Annotated in this window: 18 protein-coding genes; 9 read left to right on the plus strand and 9 right to left on the minus strand. The window is 64.1% G+C overall.

Translation table 11 applies throughout. From position 1 onward, the window contains the following. Positions 1-7 precede the first annotated feature (7 nt). From F600_RS0109150 to F600_RS0109175, 6 genes are all read right to left on the minus strand, one after another. Entirely contained in the window at positions 8-853 is an 846-nt protein-coding gene (locus F600_RS0109150) for a class I SAM-dependent methyltransferase (RefSeq protein WP_018160308.1), read from the minus strand. Between the two features lie 80 nt (positions 854-933). After that, complete coding sequence (locus F600_RS0109155) at positions 934-2,232, minus strand: hypothetical protein (RefSeq protein WP_018160309.1); 1,299 nt, start codon at positions 2,230-2,232, stop codon at positions 934-936. 48 nt (positions 2,233-2,280) lie between these two features. After that, a complete protein-coding gene (locus F600_RS27600) occupies positions 2,281-3,687 on the minus strand; it encodes a wax ester/triacylglycerol synthase family O-acyltransferase (protein ID WP_018160310.1) in 1,407 nt (468 codons plus the stop codon). Further along, positions 3,684-5,150 (minus strand): class I adenylate-forming enzyme family protein, encoded by a 1,467-nt coding sequence (locus F600_RS0109165; protein ID WP_018160311.1) that lies wholly within the window; start codon positions 5,148-5,150, stop codon positions 3,684-3,686. Before F600_RS0109165 ends, F600_RS27600 begins: the two co-directional genes overlap by 4 nt. Positions 5,151-5,155: 5 nt before the next feature. Further along, complete coding sequence (locus tag F600_RS0109170; RefSeq protein ID WP_018160312.1) at positions 5,156-6,067, minus strand: alpha/beta hydrolase; 912 nt, start codon at positions 6,065-6,067, stop codon at positions 5,156-5,158. Then, positions 6,067-7,056: an enoyl-CoA hydratase/isomerase family protein gene (locus tag F600_RS0109175; RefSeq protein WP_018160313.1), complete on the minus strand. Its 990-nt coding sequence runs from the start codon at positions 7,054-7,056 to the stop codon at positions 6,067-6,069. The genes F600_RS0109170 and F600_RS0109175 overlap by 1 nt, the downstream gene beginning before the upstream one ends. A gap of 225 nt (positions 7,057-7,281) precedes the next feature. On the opposite strand from F600_RS0109175, the gene F600_RS0109180 reads away from it, so the two are divergent. Beyond that, entirely contained in the window at positions 7,282-8,907 is a 1,626-nt protein-coding gene (locus F600_RS0109180) for a GMC oxidoreductase (protein ID WP_018160314.1), read from the plus strand. Here F600_RS0109180 and F600_RS0109185 read toward each other — a convergent pair. After that, complete coding sequence (locus tag F600_RS0109185; RefSeq protein ID WP_040630999.1) at positions 8,890-9,573, minus strand: winged helix-turn-helix transcriptional regulator; 684 nt, start codon at positions 9,571-9,573, stop codon at positions 8,890-8,892. The two genes, F600_RS0109180 and F600_RS0109185, sit on opposite strands and share 18 nt — an antisense overlap. Positions 9,574-9,746: 173 nt before the next feature. On the opposite strand from F600_RS0109185, the gene F600_RS0109190 reads away from it, so the two are divergent. The 7 genes from F600_RS0109190 (at position 9,747) to F600_RS0109225 (ending at position 16,799) form a co-directional block, all read left to right on the plus strand. Next, the gene (locus F600_RS0109190) at positions 9,747-10,607 is read left to right on the plus strand and encodes an alpha/beta fold hydrolase (RefSeq protein WP_018160316.1); all 861 of its coding nucleotides are present in this window, start codon (positions 9,747-9,749) and stop codon (positions 10,605-10,607) included. Positions 10,608-11,040: 433 nt separating this feature from the next. Further along, on the plus strand, positions 11,041-12,288 hold the full coding sequence (locus F600_RS0109200; protein ID WP_018160318.1) for an NADH:flavin oxidoreductase/NADH oxidase family protein: 1,248 nt from the start codon (positions 11,041-11,043) through the stop codon (positions 12,286-12,288). After that, positions 12,285-13,148, plus strand: coding sequence for an SDR family NAD(P)-dependent oxidoreductase (locus F600_RS0109205; RefSeq protein WP_018160319.1), 864 nt, complete (start codon positions 12,285-12,287; stop codon positions 13,146-13,148). The genes F600_RS0109200 and F600_RS0109205 overlap by 4 nt, the downstream gene beginning before the upstream one ends. Then, a complete protein-coding gene (locus F600_RS0109210; protein WP_018160320.1) occupies positions 13,145-13,996 on the plus strand; it encodes an alpha/beta fold hydrolase in 852 nt (283 codons plus the stop codon). The genes F600_RS0109205 and F600_RS0109210 overlap by 4 nt, the downstream gene beginning before the upstream one ends. Next, a complete protein-coding gene (locus tag F600_RS0109215; protein ID WP_018160321.1) occupies positions 13,993-14,733 on the plus strand; it encodes a hypothetical protein in 741 nt (246 codons plus the stop codon). Before F600_RS0109210 ends, F600_RS0109215 begins: the two co-directional genes overlap by 4 nt. A 115-nt stretch (positions 14,734-14,848) precedes the next feature. Then, positions 14,849-15,847 (plus strand): NADP-dependent oxidoreductase, encoded by a 999-nt coding sequence (locus tag F600_RS0109220; RefSeq protein WP_018160322.1) that lies wholly within the window; start codon positions 14,849-14,851, stop codon positions 15,845-15,847. Between the two features lie 106 nt (positions 15,848-15,953). Next, positions 15,954-16,799 (plus strand): alpha/beta fold hydrolase, encoded by an 846-nt coding sequence (locus tag F600_RS0109225; RefSeq protein ID WP_040631001.1) that lies wholly within the window; start codon positions 15,954-15,956, stop codon positions 16,797-16,799. A gap of 19 nt (positions 16,800-16,818) precedes the next feature. On the opposite strand, the gene F600_RS0109230 is transcribed toward F600_RS0109225, so the two are convergent. Further along, complete coding sequence (locus F600_RS0109230; protein WP_026306339.1) at positions 16,819-17,799, minus strand: aldo/keto reductase; 981 nt, start codon at positions 17,797-17,799, stop codon at positions 16,819-16,821. Positions 17,800-17,930: 131 nt separating this feature from the next. Between F600_RS0109230 and F600_RS0109235 the strand changes: the two genes are divergently transcribed. Then, the gene (locus F600_RS0109235) at positions 17,931-18,812 is read left to right on the plus strand and encodes a helix-turn-helix transcriptional regulator (protein WP_040631003.1); all 882 of its coding nucleotides are present in this window, start codon (positions 17,931-17,933) and stop codon (positions 18,810-18,812) included. A gap of 10 nt (positions 18,813-18,822) precedes the next feature. Here the strand turns inward: F600_RS0109235 and F600_RS0109240 are convergent, their stop codons facing one another. Beyond that, positions 18,823-19,527, minus strand: a complete 705-nt coding sequence (locus F600_RS0109240) for an SDR family oxidoreductase (protein WP_026306340.1) — start codon at positions 19,525-19,527, stop codon at positions 18,823-18,825. Positions 19,528-19,583 lie beyond the last annotated feature (56 nt).

Raw genomic sequence — 19,583 nt, forward strand, 5'->3', positions numbered from 1 at the left:
CGCGAACTCACGTCTTGGTCGCAGAGATCAGCCAGACGCCACTGGTGAACCGAACCCCCTCGGGGGTCTCGTGCGCCCGAAGCGCTGCTCTGAGCCGCTCGTGGGCCGCCGCCTTGGCGTCCGGGTCGAGCCCGTCCGAGAGTCCCTTCACGATCCCAATCTCACCGACGAACTTGTAGGCTGCCTCGGCGTCGACACCGAGCCAGACCGGCTCTTCGATGGAGGTGAAATCGATCGACTCGAAGCCAGCGCCGGCGAGCAGGCCGCGCACATCCTCCGGGTCGGCCAGCGCCATCGGGCCTGGCACGCCAGGCGACGGCATGGGAAGGTCCCGACCGGCGGCCAAGGTCTCGCGCACTTTCATGAACCACTCGTTCTTCCGGATGTCCTGCCACACCAACATCGCCAGCCGGCCACCCGAGCGGAGCGCTGACGCGATGTTGGCGAAGGCGGCAATGCGGTCTTCGAAGAACATCACGCCGAATCGGCTGATCGCGATGTCGAAGGCACCGGGATCGAACGCGTACACCTGCGCGTCAGCTCGTCGGAAGTCGACGTTCCGGACGCCTTCCGCGGTGGCGCGCCGCCGGGCGAGGGCGAGCATCGACGTAGACAGATCCACGCCGAGCGCAGATCCTTCGGGTGCTCGACGCGCCGCGTCGCGGGTTGACTGCCCATTGCCGCAGCCGATGTCGAGCACGCGGTCAGCACGCCCGATCGGTTCGGTCGCTAGGAACCGGGCCCAGATCGACCGGTTCGTGTTGTCGTACTCATCCGCGAACTGCGTCCACTGGTCACCCTCCTCACCGTCCCAGGCTTTCGCCATGTCGGTGTTGACGATTTCTTCCGACACGGTCGACTCCTTCCGACGGGACCGAGGTGGCGCCTCGATCAGTATCCACTCGTGAACGGTTTCAGCGGTCGGACCAGCGATTACCCGCTTTCGAGGGCGCGTTGAAATAATGCGGCGAAGTCTGCCGCTGCGGCGGCGTCGAACTGCGGATGCCGATAGCGGAACGTCAGGAACATTTCGTCGCCCATTGTGGCGACACCAAGCGTCACTCCCATCGGCATCGTCGCCGGTGCCGAGAAACCGAGTTCGGTCACGGCGCCGGCGGTTTCGCCCAGGTGGACGGGCAAATCCAATCTGCCGAGGTTGGTGAGCCAGGTGGTGTCAACGGCACGGTCCCCGACGAGAGGTCGACGCTGGATGAGCTTCTTGACTCCGGCCGGCATGATCTGTGAGACCTTGAGGAGGTCCACCATGATTCCTTGTGCGCCAATGCCTTTCATCTCGGATGTGCACTCGTGCACGGCTCCGGTCGCGGTGTGACTGTCCCGCTGACTCTTACGGGGAACGTTCACGGTGACATAGGAAGCGAAGTTGCCGAGTACTTCGTGCTGCCATTCCGCGGGCCGAACGTTCACCGGCACCGTGATCGAAACCCGCCGTGGCTTCTTGGTCCCGTGGGCGTCGTTCCAGCGTCGGATCGTCACGGCGAGTGCGCCGACGAGCAGGTCGTTGACGGTTGTCCCTTCGGGCCGACGAGCCAAGATCGCTGCAGTTTGCTCCGCGTCCAGACGCATCGGATGGCATCCGTACCCCGAGATGCGCGTCCCGCCCGACGTCTGGACGCGTGCTGGTTTGCGCAGGTTCTGTCGGAGGTAGCGGCCGAACCGTTTCGATCGCGTCCAGCGATCCTTTGCTCCGTGCGCTCCGATGATGTCGCGAACGTTGCGCGCTTCCAGTGGGTCGAAGCTCGGAACCGGATCTGGCTCGTTGGCGTAGTGGCGCAGGATCGAGGTCATCAGCCGATGCGCGGAGATCCCGTCACCGCCCGCGTGGTGGAGGTTGAGGATCAGATAGTCGCCGCCCGGAGCATGGGCCAGCAGGACTTCGAAGATGCGACGCTGCAGCTCCGGAGCTCGGCTGAGGAGTTTGTTGCGTGCCGTTGCGACATTGCCGGATTCAGCACAGTCGACGACCGTGAGCGGAACATCCCCCGGCTGATCGGAGATCTCCCACCAGTACCGGAAGTCGGTCGGCCTCCAGGCCACGATGTGCGCTCGTGCCAGCGGATGGGTCGCCATCGCTGCGACAACGGCCCGGCGGACGAGTTCATCGTCGAGTCGGCCTTCCACACGAATTTCCAGATGGACCGTCCACGGCTCATCGACCGAACCCACGTTCAGGCAGGCTTCATCGAGGCGATCGAGCCGCGTTCGTCTCATCCCCAGTCCTTTCCTTCGTTGGCGAGCTGGCCTACGACTCCCAGAGTTTCACGTAGAAGCGACTGCGGCTTCGAGCTCGGCGAGGGCGTCGGCCAGGTAGGTCGCCATCTTCTGCAGGTGCGGGAGTTGGTCGCGGCAGCCGACGAGGCCGATGTTCAGCCGGCCGCCGGTCGAGAATGCAGTGATGTTGAGGGCCTGGCTGTGCATGAGCATGGACAGCGGGTAGACCTCCTCCACCGTGGCTCCGCCGAGGTAATGCGGCGCGGACGGGCCGGGAACGTTGGACAACACGAGGTTCGCGTGTGGCAGACCCCCTCGGCCCGCGATCCCGAGCAGTGACTGCGCTACCAACGGGCCAGCGATTAGGACAGCTTCGCGTTCTCTCGCCGCGGGCGATTTCCGCATCAAGGCTTCTTTGCCGTCGCTGGTGGATCGATTGATCGCGAGTAGACGCTCGACCGGATCGGCGAGGTCAGTGTGCAGTTTGGCGATGACCATGCTGACCGCGTTGCCTCCCGAGGCCACACCGGGCTGGCGTAGGGACACCGGGACACCGGCGGTGAGGCTGCGGACCTGCGGTTCCCCGATCTCCTCGAGATAGCGGCGAAGTGCAGCGGCACAGATCGCGAGAAAGACGTCGTTAAGCGTCACTCCATGCGTGGCCGAGACGGCTTTGAGGCGAGTCAGTTCATAGGTTTGAGTGACCGCGCGGCGCTGGCGGCTGATCCTGCCGTTGAGCGTCGGAGAGACCGGCCCACGAAATGGCATGACGTTCTTGGGGTCGCGCGAGTCCGATACCTTCTTGGCGGCATCGATGACCAGTTTGCCGGCGTCCGCGGCCCCGGTGGCCATTCGTCGAAGACGTGCGGGCAAACTCGACGGCGTCGTCGGGCCCGTGTTGTCGCGTGGGTCGACTGTCCAGATCGGACGCGGAACGGGGTCGGCCGGGTCTGTGGCCAGGCTTTTGATGAAGGCCTGGGTTCCGGCAACGCCGTCCATGAGCGCGTGGTGAACCTTGAAGTACAGCGCGAACCGCCCGTCCTCGAGTCCTTCGATGATGTGTTGCTCCCACATCGGACGGCTCGGGTCCAACGGACGCGAGTGGAGCCTGGAGATGAGAATGCCCAGCTCGCGTTGACTGCCCGGACGGGGCAATGCCGAGTGCCGGAAGTGGTAGTCGAGGTCGACCTCGGCAGGGTCGAGTTGTAACCACGGTCCGAGAAGCAGCGGCGGGAGATGATGGGCCAGGGTGTAGGTGAACGTGGGGGCGACGTCGTGCCGTTCACGCATGCTCGCGACGAGTTCGCGAACGAAGTCCGGGCCGGCTCCCTCGGGCGGGGTGAAGATCGCGAGGAGCCCGACGTGGCAGTACGCCTCGTCAGATTCGAACAGGAAGAACCCGCGGTCGACGAGATTGAGCGGGTGCTTGACCGGGCTACGGGTCTGCTTACTCATGCGGACTGCCCCGATGGCACGTGTGTCCGAAGCGCCTTCTTGTCGATCTTGCCGACAGCGTTCTTCGGCAGCGCGTCCAAGACGTGGATCGTTGCCGGGCGCTTGTACCTGCTCAGATGAGTGGCGCACCGCTGTTCGAGCTGGTGCAGATCGATGGTCGAACCCGGTCGCGGTTGCACATAAGCGACCACGATCTCGCCCCACGTCTCGTCGGCCACGCCGATGACGGCGGCCTCGAGAACGTCTGGTTCGCCGGCGAGCACGTCCTCGATTTCCTTGGGGTAGATGTTCTCCCCGCCGCGGATGATCATCTCCTTGGACCGACCCACCAGGATCAGGTAGCCGTCGGCGTCCAGGTGCCCGACGTCGCCGGTACGCAGCCATCCATTGACGATGACCGCTGCAGTGTCATCGGCGCGTCCGAGATAGCCACGCATGACGTTCGGGCCGCGAACCACGACCTCCCCGTTCTCGCCCTGGGGAATTTCGTTGCCGTCGGAGTCGACGATGCGCAACTCCTGGCCAGGGAACGGACGTCCGACGGTGCCGGCTTTGCGCGGACCCGAGACCGGGTTGATCGTTGAGCCGCACGTTCCTTCGGAGAGGCCGTAGCCCTCCAGAAGCGGGAAGCCGTAGCGGTTCTCGAAGCGGGCCAGCAGCTCGGCTGAGGCCGGTGCGGCCCCGCACACGGCGAACCGGACCGACGAAGTATCGGGCTTCACCTCGTCCGGCAGTGCCGCGAGCATGCTGTAAATCGTGGGCACGGCGCTGAAGAACGTCGGGCGCACACTTTCGATCGTGGCGAAGAACGTCTTGGGGTTGAACCGGTCGGCGATCACCACACTTCCGCCCGCGCGCAGCGGCGTGAGCACGCTGACCACGATGCCGTTGACGTGGAACAACGGCAGAATCAACAGGCTGCGGTCGGCCGAAGTCATCTCGAGCGCCGCTTCGCCCATTGTTGTCATGGCGTCGAGGTTGGCATGGTCGAGCATGACGCCCTTGGGCGTACCGGTCGTTCCGCTGGTGTAGATCAGCAGCGCGATGGCGGACTGGTCCGAGTGCGGCGCGGGGCCGGGGTCAACTGACTCCTGGGCGATGTCGCTGACGTGCAGTGTCGGTACCACCATGGCCGGGGCGGCGTCGCTGTCGACCACGAGAAGGCGCGCACCCGAGTCGGCGAGCTGGCGTGCGACTTCAGTTGGCGTGAGGGCCGGGTTGACCGGTGTGACGGTGGCACCGATGCGCCAGGCTGCCAAGAGCAGCACGACGAATTCGGGTCGGTTGCTGAGCTTGAGTGCCACCACGTCACCGGGGCCGACGCCGAGGCCATTCAGCTGACCGGCTGCCGCTTGGACACGCTTGAGCAAAGTGGTGTTGGTGAACCAGCGATGGCCGTCGGAGATCGCGAGACCGTCCGGGTCGTGGGCCGCCCGGTGGTCCGGCAGAGTGCTGAATTTCATGGCGGTTAGCGGGCTTTCGGCTTCAGGTGGCGGGTCAGGAACTCGGTCTGGTCGGCAACGATCTCTTCGAACGGTTCGCCGAGATAGAACGCGAAGTGGCCGGCATCGTAGGTCTTGATTTCTGCGTGCGGAGCGGTGCGTGCGTAGCGGATCGTCTCCTCGGGCGGGGTGACGGAGTCGGTGTTGCTGACGCAGAACAGGATTGGCATCTTGACGTTCTTCGCTGACTTGCCTGGCCGGTAGGCCACGATCGTCGGGATGACACGGGCCGCGACCTCGTTGATGAAGGGCATACTCGGCGAAATCAGCGCCTCGTACCCGGGCAGTGCGTCGGGGGCGTTCATGAGGGCGAGTGATCCAGGAGGTCCCGCGAGCGGGATCATCGCGGGCTCACCACCGCGCACCATGGCGACCAGATCTTTGGCGAGGGTCGGCATGCCTTTCGCAGTCGCCTTCGGGCCTAGTGCCATCGCCGAGGCCAGGCCGTCGGTGAACGGGCACTGCGATACCGCGGCGAGCAGTTCGGGGTGGCGGGAGGCGACGGTGATCGAATGTCCACCGCCGAAGGAACTCCCCCACACTGCCAGGCGCTTGCCGTCGACATCGGTGCGGCTCTTGATGTGCGCGATCGCGGCGTCCCAGTCGGCGAGCTGCTTCTTGATCGACAGCAGCTGACGGGGTTCGCCGGTGCTGTCGCCGAAGTGCCGGTAGGTGAATGCGAAGGCCGCGATACCAGCCTGGGCGAATCGTTCGGCGAACGCGTCCAGCCGCATCTCGCGGGTGGCGCCGAGTCCGTGGCCGAGGATCACCACGGGCGGATTCGTGACGCCTTCAGGCAGGTAAAGCCACGCTGCGCAGGTGTCCTCACCCGAGCGGAAGGTGACGTCTTTACGAATGTAGGCAGGTGTTGAGGACATCAGCGGTTCACGGTTCCTTTGTTGCTGTTGCTGCGATTGCGGAGACCCGGCACAGTGCCGGCCTGGAGAGCGGTGTCGAAAACACCGGGGCGGTAGAGAGGCAGTTCACCATCGGCTTCGGTGGTGGCCATGTAGTCGAGCATCAGTTCCTGCCCGATCTTGGAGAGTGCGGTGGTGAGGAACTCGGCGCGCTCGATGTGCAGGCCCTCCTCCAGCGATGCCGATCCGCCGAAGTAGACCGACCGCTTGATCGCGGCAACGGATCCCTTCGGTCGCGAACCGAAGTGCTTCGCGAGTTCGATCGCCCGCTCCAAGACCTGGTCCTGCGGAACGACATCGTCAACCGCACCGTTGGCCAGTCCCTCGGCGGGAGTGAAGGGCTTGCCTTCGAGGATCGCGACCAGGGATTTATGAGTGCCGATCAGGCGAGTGAGCCGCTGCGTCCCGCCACCACCGGGCATGATGCCCAGCAGGATTTCGGGCTGGCCGATGAAGTAATCGCCATCGGCCATGACGCGCAGGTCGTTGGCCCACGAGAACTCGGCACCCAGGCCGAGGGCCGAGCCGTTGAGGGCGGCCACGAAGATCACGCCGCTGCGGTTCATCTTGAGGAACGTCTGGTGAACGCGTTCGAGCTGGACCGCCGGCCAGAGAGGCGTCTTGCCGAGGACGGCCTTGAGTCCGCCTACGGCGTTGACTCCCTTGGCGGTGCGTGCAAGCGTGGAGGCACCCTTGACGTTGACCGAAGGAACCTTCGCCCCGCCTTCTTGGAGCCAGCGGACTTCGGCGTGGCTGACGAATCGTTCCGGATGCGTTCCGGTGAATACCACGGCACGAATGTTCGGGTCGTTATCCGCGCGGTCCACCAACGCCTCGAGGCGTTCGGCGATGTCATTGCCGAACAGTCCGAGCGGGCCGCCGTCGATGCGGGCGACGAGTACCGCTCCACGGTCCTCGATCTCGATGTTGCCTCTGACTTCGTGTGTCACTTTGCTTGTTCCTTCGAATGCAGGTATTGGAGTTCTCGCTGTTCACGAAGCATTTCTTCGGCTCGGAGTGGCGATCCCTGCGATGACTATAACTTGGTTATAGTCCTGGCGGCAATAGTTTCGGCGGAAAATTATAACGAGGTTACAGAGGTGCCTGCAGACTGTTGACCCGAGCTATATAACGAAGTTACATTGACGAGGCCAGCTAAATCTAGGAGCTCTCCCATGACGAAACCCCGCCACGACAGCGGCCCAAACCCCATTCCCGCGCCGGACGTCGACTGGCTGGTGATCGGCTCGGGCTTCGGCGGAAGCGTGGCCGCCCTGCGCCTCGCCGAGAAGGGTTATCGGGTCGCTGTCATCGAGCGCGGACGTCGCTACGCGGACGAGGATCTTCCGGCCTCAGCATCGGATCGGGGTCGATTTCTATGGGCACCCGCATTCGGACTGCGCGGGATCATGCGCAACGTCCCGTTCCGGCACGTCTTCAGCTCGACCCAGACGGGCGTCGGAGGTGGAAGTCTCGTCTACGGCGGTGTGCTGTTTCGAGCCCAAGAGAAGTTCTTTCAGGATGCGCAGTGGCGCGAGCTAGGAAATTGGGCGCAGACACTCGACCCGCACTACTCCACCGCTGAGCACATGCTCGGAGTGCAGACCACGCCGTGGGAGTCGGTGACCATGGGGCTCACGCGCGAAGTCGCCGAGCAATTCGGGACGCCTGAAACCTTCGCTGCCGCACCGGTCGGCGTGTTTTTCGGCATGCCGGGAGTGCGGGTGGACGATCCCTACTTCGGCGGAGAGGGACCGGCGCGAACCGGTTGCACTCGGTGCGGTTCATGCATGGTCGGTTGCCGCGTCGGCGCCGCGAATCGACTGACAAAGAACTACCTCTGGTTCGCCGAGAAGCACGGTGCTCAGATCACCGCCGAGCGCGAGGTCATCGACGTCTCCCCGATCGGCTCACCGGATGGCCGCGACGGATACCGGGTGACCACCCAGCGGCCCGGCGCACCATTCAAGCGCGACCGAACGACCATCACGACCCGAGGGGTGGTGTTCGCCGGCGGCGCCGTCGGGACCAACGAACTGCTTGCTGACTGCAAACACCGGGGTTCGCTCCCCCGGATCAGCGATCGGCTCGGCACTCTGGTCCGCACGAACAGCGAGGCCGTTTTGTCGGTCCTGCTCCCCGAGGACCGGGAAACGTGGCGCGACGTCACTGCGAGCAGTCGAGTCATTCTCGATGGGGATACTCAGATCGAGTTCCTCACCTACGGGCAGAACGGCGACTTCATGCGCCTGATGTTCACCGTGCTCACCGGCGAGGGCGCGGCACCGAAGCGTCTGGCCAAGTGGCTGGTCAATGTTGCCCGCCATCCAGGCCAGTGGGTCGAGACCATGCGCCCGGGGTGGAGCAGTCGAACCTTGATGATGCTGGTCATGCAGGCACGCGACAACGCGATCCGCTTCAAGGCCACCAAGCGCCGGCTTGGTCGGGGCTATCGACTCACGACTGAAGTCGACAGCGAACGGCCCGCTCCGACGTACCTCGAGATTGGGCACCAGGTGGCGAAGTGGGTGGCGGAACGAACCGGCGGCATCGCCCAGAGCAGCATCTTCGAAGCGTTCGGGAACATCCCCATGACCGCACACGTGCTCGGTGGCGCCACGATTGGGGCCGACGCTCACTCCGGAGTCCTCGACCAGCAACTCAGGGTTTTCGGCTACGAAAACATGATGGTCTGCGATGCGGCCGCCCTACCGGCCAACCCTGGTGTGAACCCGGCACTCACCATCGCCGCGCTCGCCGAGCATGCAATGGCGCACGTACCGCTACGTGCGCCTCAGTAGTGGTGCGCGCGGGACGTAGGCCAGAACCCGGAACAGCTCGTCCATCAGCTGGCGCGTTCCGCTGCGAATCGCTACCCGGTTTTGCTTGATCGCCTGTGCGGGTGTCACTGAACGTAGTGCAAGTTCCATGAACGTCTGCAGATCACAGTCGATCCTGAGGTCGGGATCAGACGGCGAGGGGCCCGACCGCGGGAGGAACCAGCCGTGACGCAATTGGAAATGAAACACTTCATCGCCGACGTGAAATTCGAGCGTGTCCCGACGGCCAGACTCCAAGGGTTTCGTCTGGGTCCCGGTCAGACACAACGCAATCAGTTCGGCACGTGCACTTTGCGGGTCGATACGGTCGTCCATCGGCAGATCTAGACCCCATAAGCCGAGAGCGATCAGGGGCTCGCGGAGCCGTTCGCCGTCGTCGGTGAGTTCGTAGACGGGAACTCCCGCGGGCGCCGGGAGCGTGCCTTTGCGAACGATCCCGGCTTCGTCGAGCGCCTTGAGTCGGTCGGCGAGCCGGTTGGCACCGATCGCCGGTAGTGCGGCAAGGAGGTGCTTGAAGCGTTTAGGGCCCAGCAACAACTCCCGGACAACCAAAACCGTCCAGCGCTCTCCCAATACATCGAGCGCACGCGCCATCGGGCACACCTGCCCGTAGGTCTTGGTCGGCATCACTCGACGGTACCTTTTCGTCTCCGCGGTCGCCATACGAAATGTATAGCTACTCAATACCAATCGTATCCATTGACAATGGATTGCAGGTACGAGCACTATATTTTTCATATAGCGAATCGAGGACGGCGCGGACAGCACCGGACCACCCACTGCCAGCGAAAGAACCGATCATGAGCGCCACAAACAACGAACCGGTAGTCACCTCTTACGCCAAGGCGCCGACGCGGACCATAACCGCTGACGGCACGACGTACGCCTACCGGGAGCTGGGCCCCAAGGGCGGCATCCCGGTCGTGTTCTTCGTGCACCTGGCCGCCACCTTGGACAACTGGGACCCACGCATCATTGACCCGATCGCGCAGAATCGCCACGTCATCGCCTTCGACAACAAAGGCGTCGGTGCTTCCACCGGGAAGGTTCCCGGCACCATCGAGGAAGCAGCCGATGACGCCTACGCGTTCATCACCGCACTCGGGCTCAAGCAGATCGACATCTTCTCGTTCTCCATGGGCGGAATGATCGCCCAAGACCTGGTCCTTAAGCACCCGGACCTGGTCCGCAAGCTCGTTCTGACCGGAACCGGGCCACGCGGCGGCAAGGACATGGACAAAGTCGTCGCCACGACTTATTGGGACATCCTGCGCGCCACACTGACCCGGTCGGACCCCAAGGAATTTCTGTTCTTCAACCGCAATGCCACCGGCAAGCCGGCGGCGAAGGCTTTCGTCAAGCGCCTCCAGGAACGCACTGAAAACCGGGACAAGGACATGAGCCTTCCCGGATTCCAGACTCAGCTCATGGCGATCCGCAAGTTCGGCCGCTCCGCATCATCGGATCTGTCCAAGATCACCCAGCCGACCCTGATCGCCAACGGCGACAACGACCGCATGGTGCCTTCCGTCCTCTCGGAGGATCTGCACCGCCGGATCAAGAACAGTGAACTCGTCATCTACCCAGACTCCGGGCACGGCGGGATCTTCCAGTTCCACGACAAGTTCGCGCCGGTCGCCGTCAAGTTCCTCGGTAAGTGAGCCCACGAGGCGAAGCGAAGGCGGGCGACAATGCCGTCCGCACTGGGTAACCGGCGCCGGTCGCGGAATCGGCCTGGCCATCACCGAGCGCATGAGCGGACGAGGATGGGACGTGTATGCGACAGCTCGATCTGCCAAGGCACTCCATAGCCTCGGTCGCATACCTACCTCCAAGCACCCGAAATGTCGCTATCTATGCGACACCCTCAGCCGCGTACAGACGGCCGCCGTCTCCATGACTCCGACCGCGGTCAACGACGCGATCCTGTCAGCGGCCACCACATCCAAGAAGAGAAACTCCGCGTAACAGCTGATCGGCGCGACGTCGAGCCTGCGCCAACGGACCGAACTTCCTTTCCGGTAGCTCTTGCGCCCCACATAGCATTATAGTCATAATAGTATGAACGTAAGCCAATCTGATCCGAGGACCGCGATGCCTGAGCTCGCCGACACACTTGACCTTCCCAGCGGCCTCCGGCTGCCCAACCGAATCGCCAAAGCGGCGATGAGCGAGGCACTGGGAGATGCTGACAACTCACCCGACGGCCGAATCGTCACGCTCTATCGTCGCTGGGCACAGGGCGGGTACGGCCTCCTGGTGACCGGCAACATCATGGTCGACCGAGCCCACCTCGGAGAGCCCGGCAACATCGTGATCGAGGACGATCGAGCGCTTGCACAGCTCACCGAATGGACCAAGGCTGCGCACGACGGCGGAGCGGCAATCTTCGCCCAGCTGAACCACCCCGGCCGACAGTCGAACCTGTTTGCCATCGGTCACCAACCGGTCGCCCCCAGCGCGGTGCCGCTGGCGCTGCCGGGAGCCGTCACACCGCGTGAGCTGACTCCGGGCGAGATCGAGAACATCATCGAACGGTTCGCCAACGCCGCGCTCGTCTGCGAGACAGCCGGTTTCGACGGAGTCCAGTTGCATGCTGCGCACGGCTACCTGATCACGCAGTTCCTTTCGCCGCTGAGCAACCTGCGCACCGACGAGTGGGGCGGAGATCCCGAAAAGCGGATGCGGTTCCTCATCGAAGTCGTTCGACGTGTCCGGAGCCGCGTCAGCCCCGGGTTCGCGGTCAGCGTCAAGCTCAACTCCGCAGACTTCCAGCGCGGTGGATTCAGCGAGGATGACTCGCGCGGCGTCGTGTCGGCGCTGGCCCGCGAGTCGGTCGACCTGATCGAGGTCAGCGGTGGCAACTACGAGTCGCCGGCCATGTCGGGAACGGCCGCAGAATCGACCCGGGCGCGGGAGGCCTACTTCCTGGAGTACGCCCGTTCGGTCCGTAGCGAAGCCGGGTCAGTTCCGATCGCGGTGACGGGCGGGTTCCGCAGCCGCACAGCGATGCAGGAGGCTCTGGCCGCCGGAGACTGCGACCTCGTCGGCATCGCTCGACCGACCGTGACCACGACGAACGCGGCCGCGGTGCTGCTCGACGGGCAGGCGGACGCGCTGGAGACGCACGAAATCAAGGTCGGCATGCGGCGATTCCTCGGTCGATTCGCGGACCTGAAATCGATCGACGGTGTCCTGAATCTGAGCTGGAACGCCGATCAGCTGCATCGACTCGCCCGCGGTTTGGAACCAGACTTACAGCGCGGGCCGTTGAAGACAGCGGTCGCGATGGTGCGGCGCAACGGCCGAGTCTCCCTCAAGCCGAAGCGGGGTCTGGCATGAGCACGTCCACCAACCTGACCGGCAAAGTTGTCCTGATCACCGGCGGCAACGGCGGCATCGGCGCAGCAACCACACGCGAACTCCTCAAACGAGGCGCGAAGGTATCCATTGCTGATATCGACCCCGCGACCCCCGCTCGAGCTGCCCAACAGTCCGGCGAAGTCCTCGGCTGCGTCGCCGACGTCCGTGACCGCGCGTCACTCGACAACGCGGTTGCCCAGACCATCGATCGATTCGGCCACCTCGACATCGTCATCGCGAACGCCGGCCTCCTCGCCAAAGCCGCCACATTCCGCAACACGCCGATCAACGACCTCGAGTCGACCCTGGCAGTCAACGTCACGGGAGTCGCCAACACCGTGAAAGCAGCGCTCGAGCCGGTGATCGCCAGCCAGGGCCAGATCGTGCTGATCAGCTCGGTATTCGCATTCCTCAACGGCATGGGAACGATCCCGTACGCGATGAGCAAGGCGGCCGTGGAACAACTTGGGCGGGGATTGCGCGTAGAACTCGCGGACCACCACGTCTCGGTGCTGACGGCGTACTTCTCGCTCGTCGACACCAACATGATCAAAAACGGCGTTGACGAGGACCCGGTCGTGATGGACCTGCTCTCGACCCTGCCCAAACCAATGCTCAAGCGGGTCACCCCAGAATCGGCCGCCACCGCACTCGTGGACGGCATCCAGTCCAGATCCTCTGTGGTCGTTCACCCGGGCCTATGGCGACCCGTCTCGGCCTTGCGCGGACTGCTCGGCCCCACCCTCGATACCCGTTTCACCCGCGACCGCCGCATCCTCGACGTGCTCGCCCGACTCGACAACCGCACCCCGCACTCAAGCAAGAAGGAACTCAAATGACCACCTGGCGCACCGCCCCTACCCGCACTATCGACGTCAACGGCACCAAGTTCGCCTACCGCGAGCTCGGCGACCCGACCGGGGTCCCGGTGGTCTTCCTGCACCACTTCACCGCCGTCCTCGACGACTGGGATCCGCGCGTCATCGACGGCGTGGCCGCCAAGCACCACGTGATCGCCTTCGACAACCGCGGTGTCGGTTCGACCGGGTCGGAAGTACCCACCGACCTCGAGGAGATGGGCGCGGATGCGATCGCGTTCATCAAGGCGCTCGGATACGACAAGGTCGACCTGTTTGGCTTCTCGGTCGGCGGTGCCGTCGCACAGATGGTCGCTCTTCAGGCTCCCGATCTCGTACGCCGCATGGTGCTCGCCGGTACTGGGCCACGCGGTGGAGGCGGCATCTGGAAGATGCCGTTCATCGTCGGCGACGCCTACGCCAAGGCATTCCTCACTCGCAAGGACCCGCGACACTTCCTGTTCTTCCCCCGCAATGCCGAAGGGAAGAAGGCCGCCAACGACTACTTCGCCCGCCTCGCCGAACGGACGGCCGACCGCGACCAGCCGATCTCCCAACAGGCGCGCCTGGCTCAACTTCGTGCCATCACCGGCGGCGGACTTCACGCCCCAGACGACCTGTCCAAAATCACGGTGCCGGTCCTGGTTGCGAACGGCGACAACGACCTCATGGTCGCCAGCAAGCTCTCTGCCGACCTAGCCAACCGCCTCCCGAACGCCACCCTGCGGATCTACCCGAACTCCGGACACGGCGGCATCTTCCAGCACCATCAAGCCTTCGTCCCTGAAGTGCTCGACTTTCTGGCGAGCAAATCGGCGGTGGCGCGATGAGCTCGCCAGATTTCGTGACCATTGACGTCTTCCAGCGACCGCCTGGCGGCCGCATTCTCTGGTGGCTCAACCTCCGACGCCAACTCGCGCGGACTCCCGGTCTGCGGGGCGCGACGGTGAACCATTCGAACAATGGCACCCACGCGCTGATCCCGGCGATCATTCCCGGAGGGGGCGCGCTAGTCGCGGCATGGGAGTCACCAGAGGCCGCCGAAGCCGCCTTTCGCGGACCACTGCGCCGAGCCATCGACGGCCCGGGTCGCTTCAGCCTCGACGGTGAACTGGTCCGGGTCAGGGTGGATTCGGAATCCGAGCTTGACAACTGGCACGGGTGGGTGCCACGAGCCGACGGAGCCAAACCCCTCACCAAGGACGAGCCCATGGTGGCGATCGTGCACGGGATCTTGCACCGCCGCGAACTCGGCACCTTCCTGCGCAACAACATGCACGCAGCGAGCCGCGCTGCCCACCATCCCGGACATCGCGGCAGCGTCGACATCTCATCGCAGCTACCGTTCGAGCACACCTCGATCAGCTTGTGGAAGACCTACGCCCTGGCCCAGGACTATGCGTACAAGCCGGGCGGCCACGCCACCGCGATGAAACACACACAAACTGCCAAGGCACATCGGGTCGGAGTCTTCCTGCAAGTCCGACCCATTGCCTCAACCGGATCGCTGGGCATCGACTCCCCCGCATATCCAAACCTGCCGCCGGCAAATCGCGGTGGATTGTGACGTCTGCCGCGCTATAACTTGGTTACACAACCATTGACAGCGTCGGCCCTCCAGATATATAACGAAGTTACACACCGGTTGATGACAGCCGGGCGCTACAAGAAAGCAGACCGTCATGAAGGCATTCGTCGTCGACAAATACGGCAAGGACACGCTCCGCGCCGCGGACGTACCTCAGCCGACCGTGGGTGCCAACGACGTCCTGGTCAAGGTGAGCGCGGCGAGCATCAACCCCCTGGACAAGATGGTCCGCAACGGCGAGTTCAAGCAGCTGATCAAGTACAAGACGCCCTTCGTGCTCGGCCACGACGTCTCCGGAGTCATCACCCAGGTGGGCTCGGCGGTTCGCGACTTCAAGGTCGGCGATGAGATCTACTCGCGGCCTCGCGACCTGCACATCGGAACCTTCGCGGAGTACATCGCGATCAACCAGGACGACGTCGCCCTCAAGCCCGACTCGTTGAGTCTGCACGAGGCTGCCGCGGTCCCCCTGGTCGCCCTCGCCGCACAACAGGTCCTCGTCGACCGTGCACACATCAAGCCTGGCCAGAAGGTCCTCATCCATGCAGGCGCCGGAGGCCTCGGGTCCACCGTCATCCAGCTCGCCAAGCATCTCGGTGCCCAGGTTGCAACGACCGCTCACACCCGCGACGTCGATCGCGTGCGCGAGCTCGGCGCCGATGTCGTCGTCGACTTCACCAAGGACGACTTTTCCCAGGTGCTGTCCGGCTATGACTTCGTGCTGGACTCTCTCGGCGGGACCAACCTCGAAAAGTCCTTGACCATCCTCAAGCCGGGTGGTCTAGCCGTCGGTGTCGCCGGCCCACCCGACTCTGGTTTCGCCAAGCAGCTGGGTCTGCCGTCGTTCATGGGCTTGCCGATGGACTTCCTCAGCCGCAAGGTCCGCGGCGCGGCCAAGAAGCTGGGCGTGCGCTACGAGTTCTTCTTCATGAAGGCCAGCGGAGCGCAGCTGCGTGACCTCGCCGCTCTCTACGACGCCGGCATTCTCCGACCCGTCCTGGACCGGACGTTCCCGTTCGACCAGACCATCGAAGCCATGGCGTACGTCGAGCAGGGCAAAGCCAACGGCAAGATCGTCATCACGATGGACTGACCGCCCGTCTTAATCCACATCGCGAGCCCGCAGGGCGCGGGTCTATTTGTCGCGCCCTGCACCTCAGACCGCGGCGATCAGCAAGGACCGCCAGCAAGGAAGCATCATGGCCCTCAAACTCGTACGGAACGCCATCAACTCGCCGACCCTGACTGCCGACGTCGGCGGAACCCTGTTCACCTACCGCGAGTTCGGACCAACCGGCGGCGTCCCACTGGTGTTCCTGCACCACTTCACGGCGACGATCGACGACTGGGATCCCCGCGTCATCGATGGCTTCGCTGCTCAGCGACACGTGATCACGTTCGATAACCGCGGCGTCGGCGGCTCGCAAGGACATACGCCGACCACGGTGTCGGAAATGGCCGACGATGCGATCGCGTTCATCCGCGCGCTAGGCCTTGAACAGGTCGACCTCATGGGCTTCTCGCTGGGCGGCTTTGTGTCACAGATGATCGCGATCAAGCAACCCTCACTCGTTCGCAAGATCATCTTGGCGGGCACCGGCCCCGCGGGTGGAGACGGAGTTGGCGACGTCACCCGCAGGTTGCTCAGCGACACCCTCCAAGGCGTACTCACCCTGAAAGACCCCAAGCGGTACCTCTTCTTCACCAGAACTACCAATGGCAAAGCGCACGCGGAGGCTTACATGAGGCGGCTGAAGCAACGGACGCAGGACCGAGTCAAGCCCACCTCCGCGCGCAACATCGCCGCGCAGGTTGTCGCGATTCGCCGCTGGGGTGCTCAGCAGCCCATGTACCTGGGAAAGATCGAGCACCCCGTACTCGTCGCAAATGGCGAGGATGACCGCATGCTCCCGACACGGAGTTCGTTCGACCTCGCACAGCGCCTGCCGAACTCCTCGCTGCGGATCTACCTCGATGCCGGCCACGGCGGGGTCTTCCAATGCCACGAGCAGTTCGTCCCGCAGGCGCTGGAATTCCTCAAGTGAATTGGTTCTAACAGAGGCGTCAGCGGTCGATGGTGGACATATTCGCGTCGTCGTGGCGGGCCCCGACGGCCGGTGTGAGCCGGTCGAGCCGCGCGATCTGGTCCGCGCCAAGGACGACGGAATCGGCGGCGGTGTTCTCTTCGACGCGGGCAACCCTACGAGTGCCGGGGATGGGGGCGATGTCGTTGCCCTGTGCCAGCAACCAGGCCAGTGCGACCTGCGCGGGCGTGGCACCGACTTCGTTCCCGACCGCTCGGACCTCGTCCACAAGCCGCAGGTTCCGGGCGAAGGCATCCCCCACGAACCTCGGGTTGGTCTTGCGCCAGTCGTCGTCCGGGATGTCGGCAGGCGACCGGAGCTGACCGGTCAGGAAGCCGTGACCCAGTGGGGAGTAGGGCACGAAACCGATGCCGAGGTTGCGCAGTAACGGGAGGAGTTCGTCCTCGGGGTCTCGTGTCCACAGCGAGTACTCAGTCTGCAGTGCTGCCAGCGGGTGGACCGCGTGAGCGCGGCGGATCGTCTCGGGTGAGGCCTCCGACAGACCAATGTGCAGGACCTTGCCCTCGGCGACCAGGTCAGCCAGCGCGTCCATGGTCTCCTCGATGGGCGTATTGCGGTCCACACGGTGCTGGTAGTAAAGGTCGATCCGGTCGGTGCCAAGCCGCTTGAGAGAACCCTCCACCGCCGCCTTCACGTTCGCCGCGCGGCTATCGACGATGCCGGGCCCGCCGCCGGAGTGAGAGACCAAGCCGAACTTCGTCGCGACGACAACCTGGTCACGTCGCCCGGCGATGGCCCTACCGACTAACTCCTCGCTGTGGAATGGCCCGTAGATTTCGGCGGTGTCGATGTGGGTGACACCCAGGTCCAGCGCCCGATGAATGGTGCGGATCGACTCAGCGTCGTCCAGACCCCCACCGGACGTGTACGTTCCCGCCATGGTCATGGCTCCCAGACCTATTCGCGATACCTGCAGGGCGCCCAGGGCAGCGTTCTTCATCAGATGGTTCCTTCGTCTCGTTTGCCTGATGCACTAAGCGAACTCCGGTTCCCGCGGTCGAGGCAGAGTCTGACAAGAGGGGTACTCGCAGTGACCCTTTAATTTCCGACCGGGTGTTTACGCTCGATGTCATGGATGAGAAAGAGGCGGCACGCACGGCGGTACGCGAATTTCTCAGCACACGCCGCGACCGGATCTCACCGGGCGACGCCGGCCTACCGCCGACCGGGACCCGGCGTCGCGTGAAGGGCTTGCGGCGTGAGGAGGTGGCGTTGTTGGCCGGAGTCAGCCCGGAGTACTACATCCGCCTTGAACGTGGCCAGGCAACCGGCCCCTCACCCGCTGTCGTGGAGTCGATCGCCGCGGTTTTGCGTCTCGACGACGACGAACGTTCCCACCTTGATCGCCTACTCGCGGCACTGACCCCAGAGGCCCGAAAGCGCCACAAGCCAGCGGTCAAGGACACTGTCAGTCCCGGAATACGGACGCTGCTGGACTCCTTGGCGCATCTTCCCGCAGTGGTCTTCAACAGCCGTCTCGACATCCTTGCCGTTAATGATCTCGGACGATCCCTCTACGAAGGGATGCTCGACATTGGCGGCACAGCGAACGCAGCTAGCTTCATATTCCTCGAGGAGTACGCTGCCCGACGCATGTTCCCCGAGTGGGAACACATCGCCGACGACACCGTCGCCATCCTGCGTATAGAAGCAGGCCAACGCCCCGACGACCCCGCTCTGATCGCCCTCGTCGGCCAGCTATCCACGCGGAGCCAGGCCTTCCGCACTCGCTGGGCCGCTCACGACGTCAAGGCGCACCAGTCAGGGGCCAAGACATTCCGGCATCCCATCATCGGCGAAATAACCCTGCCCTTCGAGAACCTCACCGTCGACGCGGCCGGGGACCAGATCCTGACCGTCTTCACCCCACCGCCGGGCTCGCCCGAAAACGACGCGATCCAGCTGCTGGCCAGCTGGACTGCTCACTCCCGGACCAACCACCGTACGGAATAGGTGGCTGGTATCACTGGCGCAGCTGCGGATACAGGACTTCGAGAGGCTGGCTGAGGCCCGCCTTTACCTGCGCAGTCACCTCATCCGCGATGACTTCGAATTCGCCGGCCTCGACGGCTTCGAATACGGCACGAACCAAATCGGCCGGCAGCATCTTGGGTCCGGTCGCGTGCGCGGCCATTGCGGTATCGACATAGCCCACGTGGACTCCGACAACGTGGACTCCCTGGGGAGAGAGTTCGAGGCGGAGCGAGTTGGTCGCTGACCAGAGTGCAGCCTTGGACGCACTGTAGATCCCGGCGAATGCGTACCAACTCGCCACTGAATGCACGTCGATAAGCACAGATTCCGGGTGCGAAGACAGCACCGGCGCGAAGGCTTTCGCCATGAGCACGGGCCCAAAGAAGTTCGTCTCCATGCCCTCCCGCAGTTCCGCCTCCGACAAGTCCAAGATGTTCGACGACGGCGGCGTCGCGCCAGCGTTGTTGATCAGCACCGTGACGTCTTGAGCCGCAGAGACTGCGGCGGCAATGGAGGCGGCATCGTTGATATCGAGGGCTAGCGGCACGATCCTTTCGTCGTCCCAGGTTCGCGGACTGCGAGCCGTGGCGTAGACCTTCGTTGCGCCGCGGTCGAGGGCGCCTTTGACGAACTGGGTCCCGATTCCACCATTGGCTCCCGTAACGAGAACCACAGATCCACTGATTGAGGGCATTCGGCCACATGCTTCCTGTGCAGATGCGCCACGCCGGGTAACTGTGATCCGCTATC

Source organism: Smaragdicoccus niigatensis DSM 44881 = NBRC 103563 (assembly GCF_000380645.1).
In the GTDB taxonomy this organism is placed as follows: Bacteria; Actinomycetota; Actinomycetes; order Mycobacteriales; family Mycobacteriaceae; genus Smaragdicoccus; species Smaragdicoccus niigatensis.

What these genes read in the sequence shown, in the direction of transcription:
- F600_RS0109155 (WP_018160309.1), bottom strand. Translation starts at nt 2,232, where the DNA reads ATGAGACGAACGCGGCTCGATCGCCTCGATGAAGCCTGCCTGAACGTG.
- F600_RS27600 (WP_018160310.1), bottom strand. Translation starts at nt 3,687, where the DNA reads ATGAGTAAGCAGACCCGTAGCCCGGTCAAGCACCCGCTCAATCTCGTC.
- F600_RS0109165 (WP_018160311.1), bottom strand. Translation starts at nt 5,150, where the DNA reads ATGAAATTCAGCACTCTGCCGGACCACCGGGCGGCCCACGACCCGGAC.
- F600_RS0109170 (WP_018160312.1), bottom strand. Translation starts at nt 6,067, where the DNA reads ATGTCCTCAACACCTGCCTACATTCGTAAAGACGTCACCTTCCGCTCG.
- F600_RS0109180 (WP_018160314.1), top strand. Translation starts at nt 7,282, where the DNA reads ATGACGAAACCCCGCCACGACAGCGGCCCAAACCCCATTCCCGCGCCG.
- F600_RS0109185 (WP_040630999.1), bottom strand. Translation starts at nt 9,573, where the DNA reads ATGCCGACCAAGACCTACGGGCAGGTGTGCCCGATGGCGCGTGCGCTC.
- F600_RS0109190 (WP_018160316.1), top strand. Translation starts at nt 9,747, where the DNA reads ATGAGCGCCACAAACAACGAACCGGTAGTCACCTCTTACGCCAAGGCG.
- F600_RS0109200 (WP_018160318.1), top strand. Translation starts at nt 11,041, where the DNA reads ATGCCTGAGCTCGCCGACACACTTGACCTTCCCAGCGGCCTCCGGCTG.
- F600_RS0109205 (WP_018160319.1), top strand. Translation starts at nt 12,285, where the DNA reads ATGAGCACGTCCACCAACCTGACCGGCAAAGTTGTCCTGATCACCGGC.
- F600_RS0109210 (WP_018160320.1), top strand. Translation starts at nt 13,145, where the DNA reads ATGACCACCTGGCGCACCGCCCCTACCCGCACTATCGACGTCAACGGC.
- F600_RS0109215 (WP_018160321.1), top strand. Translation starts at nt 13,993, where the DNA reads ATGAGCTCGCCAGATTTCGTGACCATTGACGTCTTCCAGCGACCGCCT.
- F600_RS0109220 (WP_018160322.1), top strand. Translation starts at nt 14,849, where the DNA reads ATGAAGGCATTCGTCGTCGACAAATACGGCAAGGACACGCTCCGCGCC.
- F600_RS0109225 (WP_040631001.1), top strand. Translation starts at nt 15,954, where the DNA reads ATGGCCCTCAAACTCGTACGGAACGCCATCAACTCGCCGACCCTGACT.
- F600_RS0109230 (WP_026306339.1), bottom strand. Translation starts at nt 17,799, where the DNA reads ATGAAGAACGCTGCCCTGGGCGCCCTGCAGGTATCGCGAATAGGTCTG.
- F600_RS0109235 (WP_040631003.1), top strand. Translation starts at nt 17,931, where the DNA reads ATGGATGAGAAAGAGGCGGCACGCACGGCGGTACGCGAATTTCTCAGC.
- F600_RS0109240 (WP_026306340.1), bottom strand. Translation starts at nt 19,527, where the DNA reads ATGCCCTCAATCAGTGGATCTGTGGTTCTCGTTACGGGAGCCAATGGT.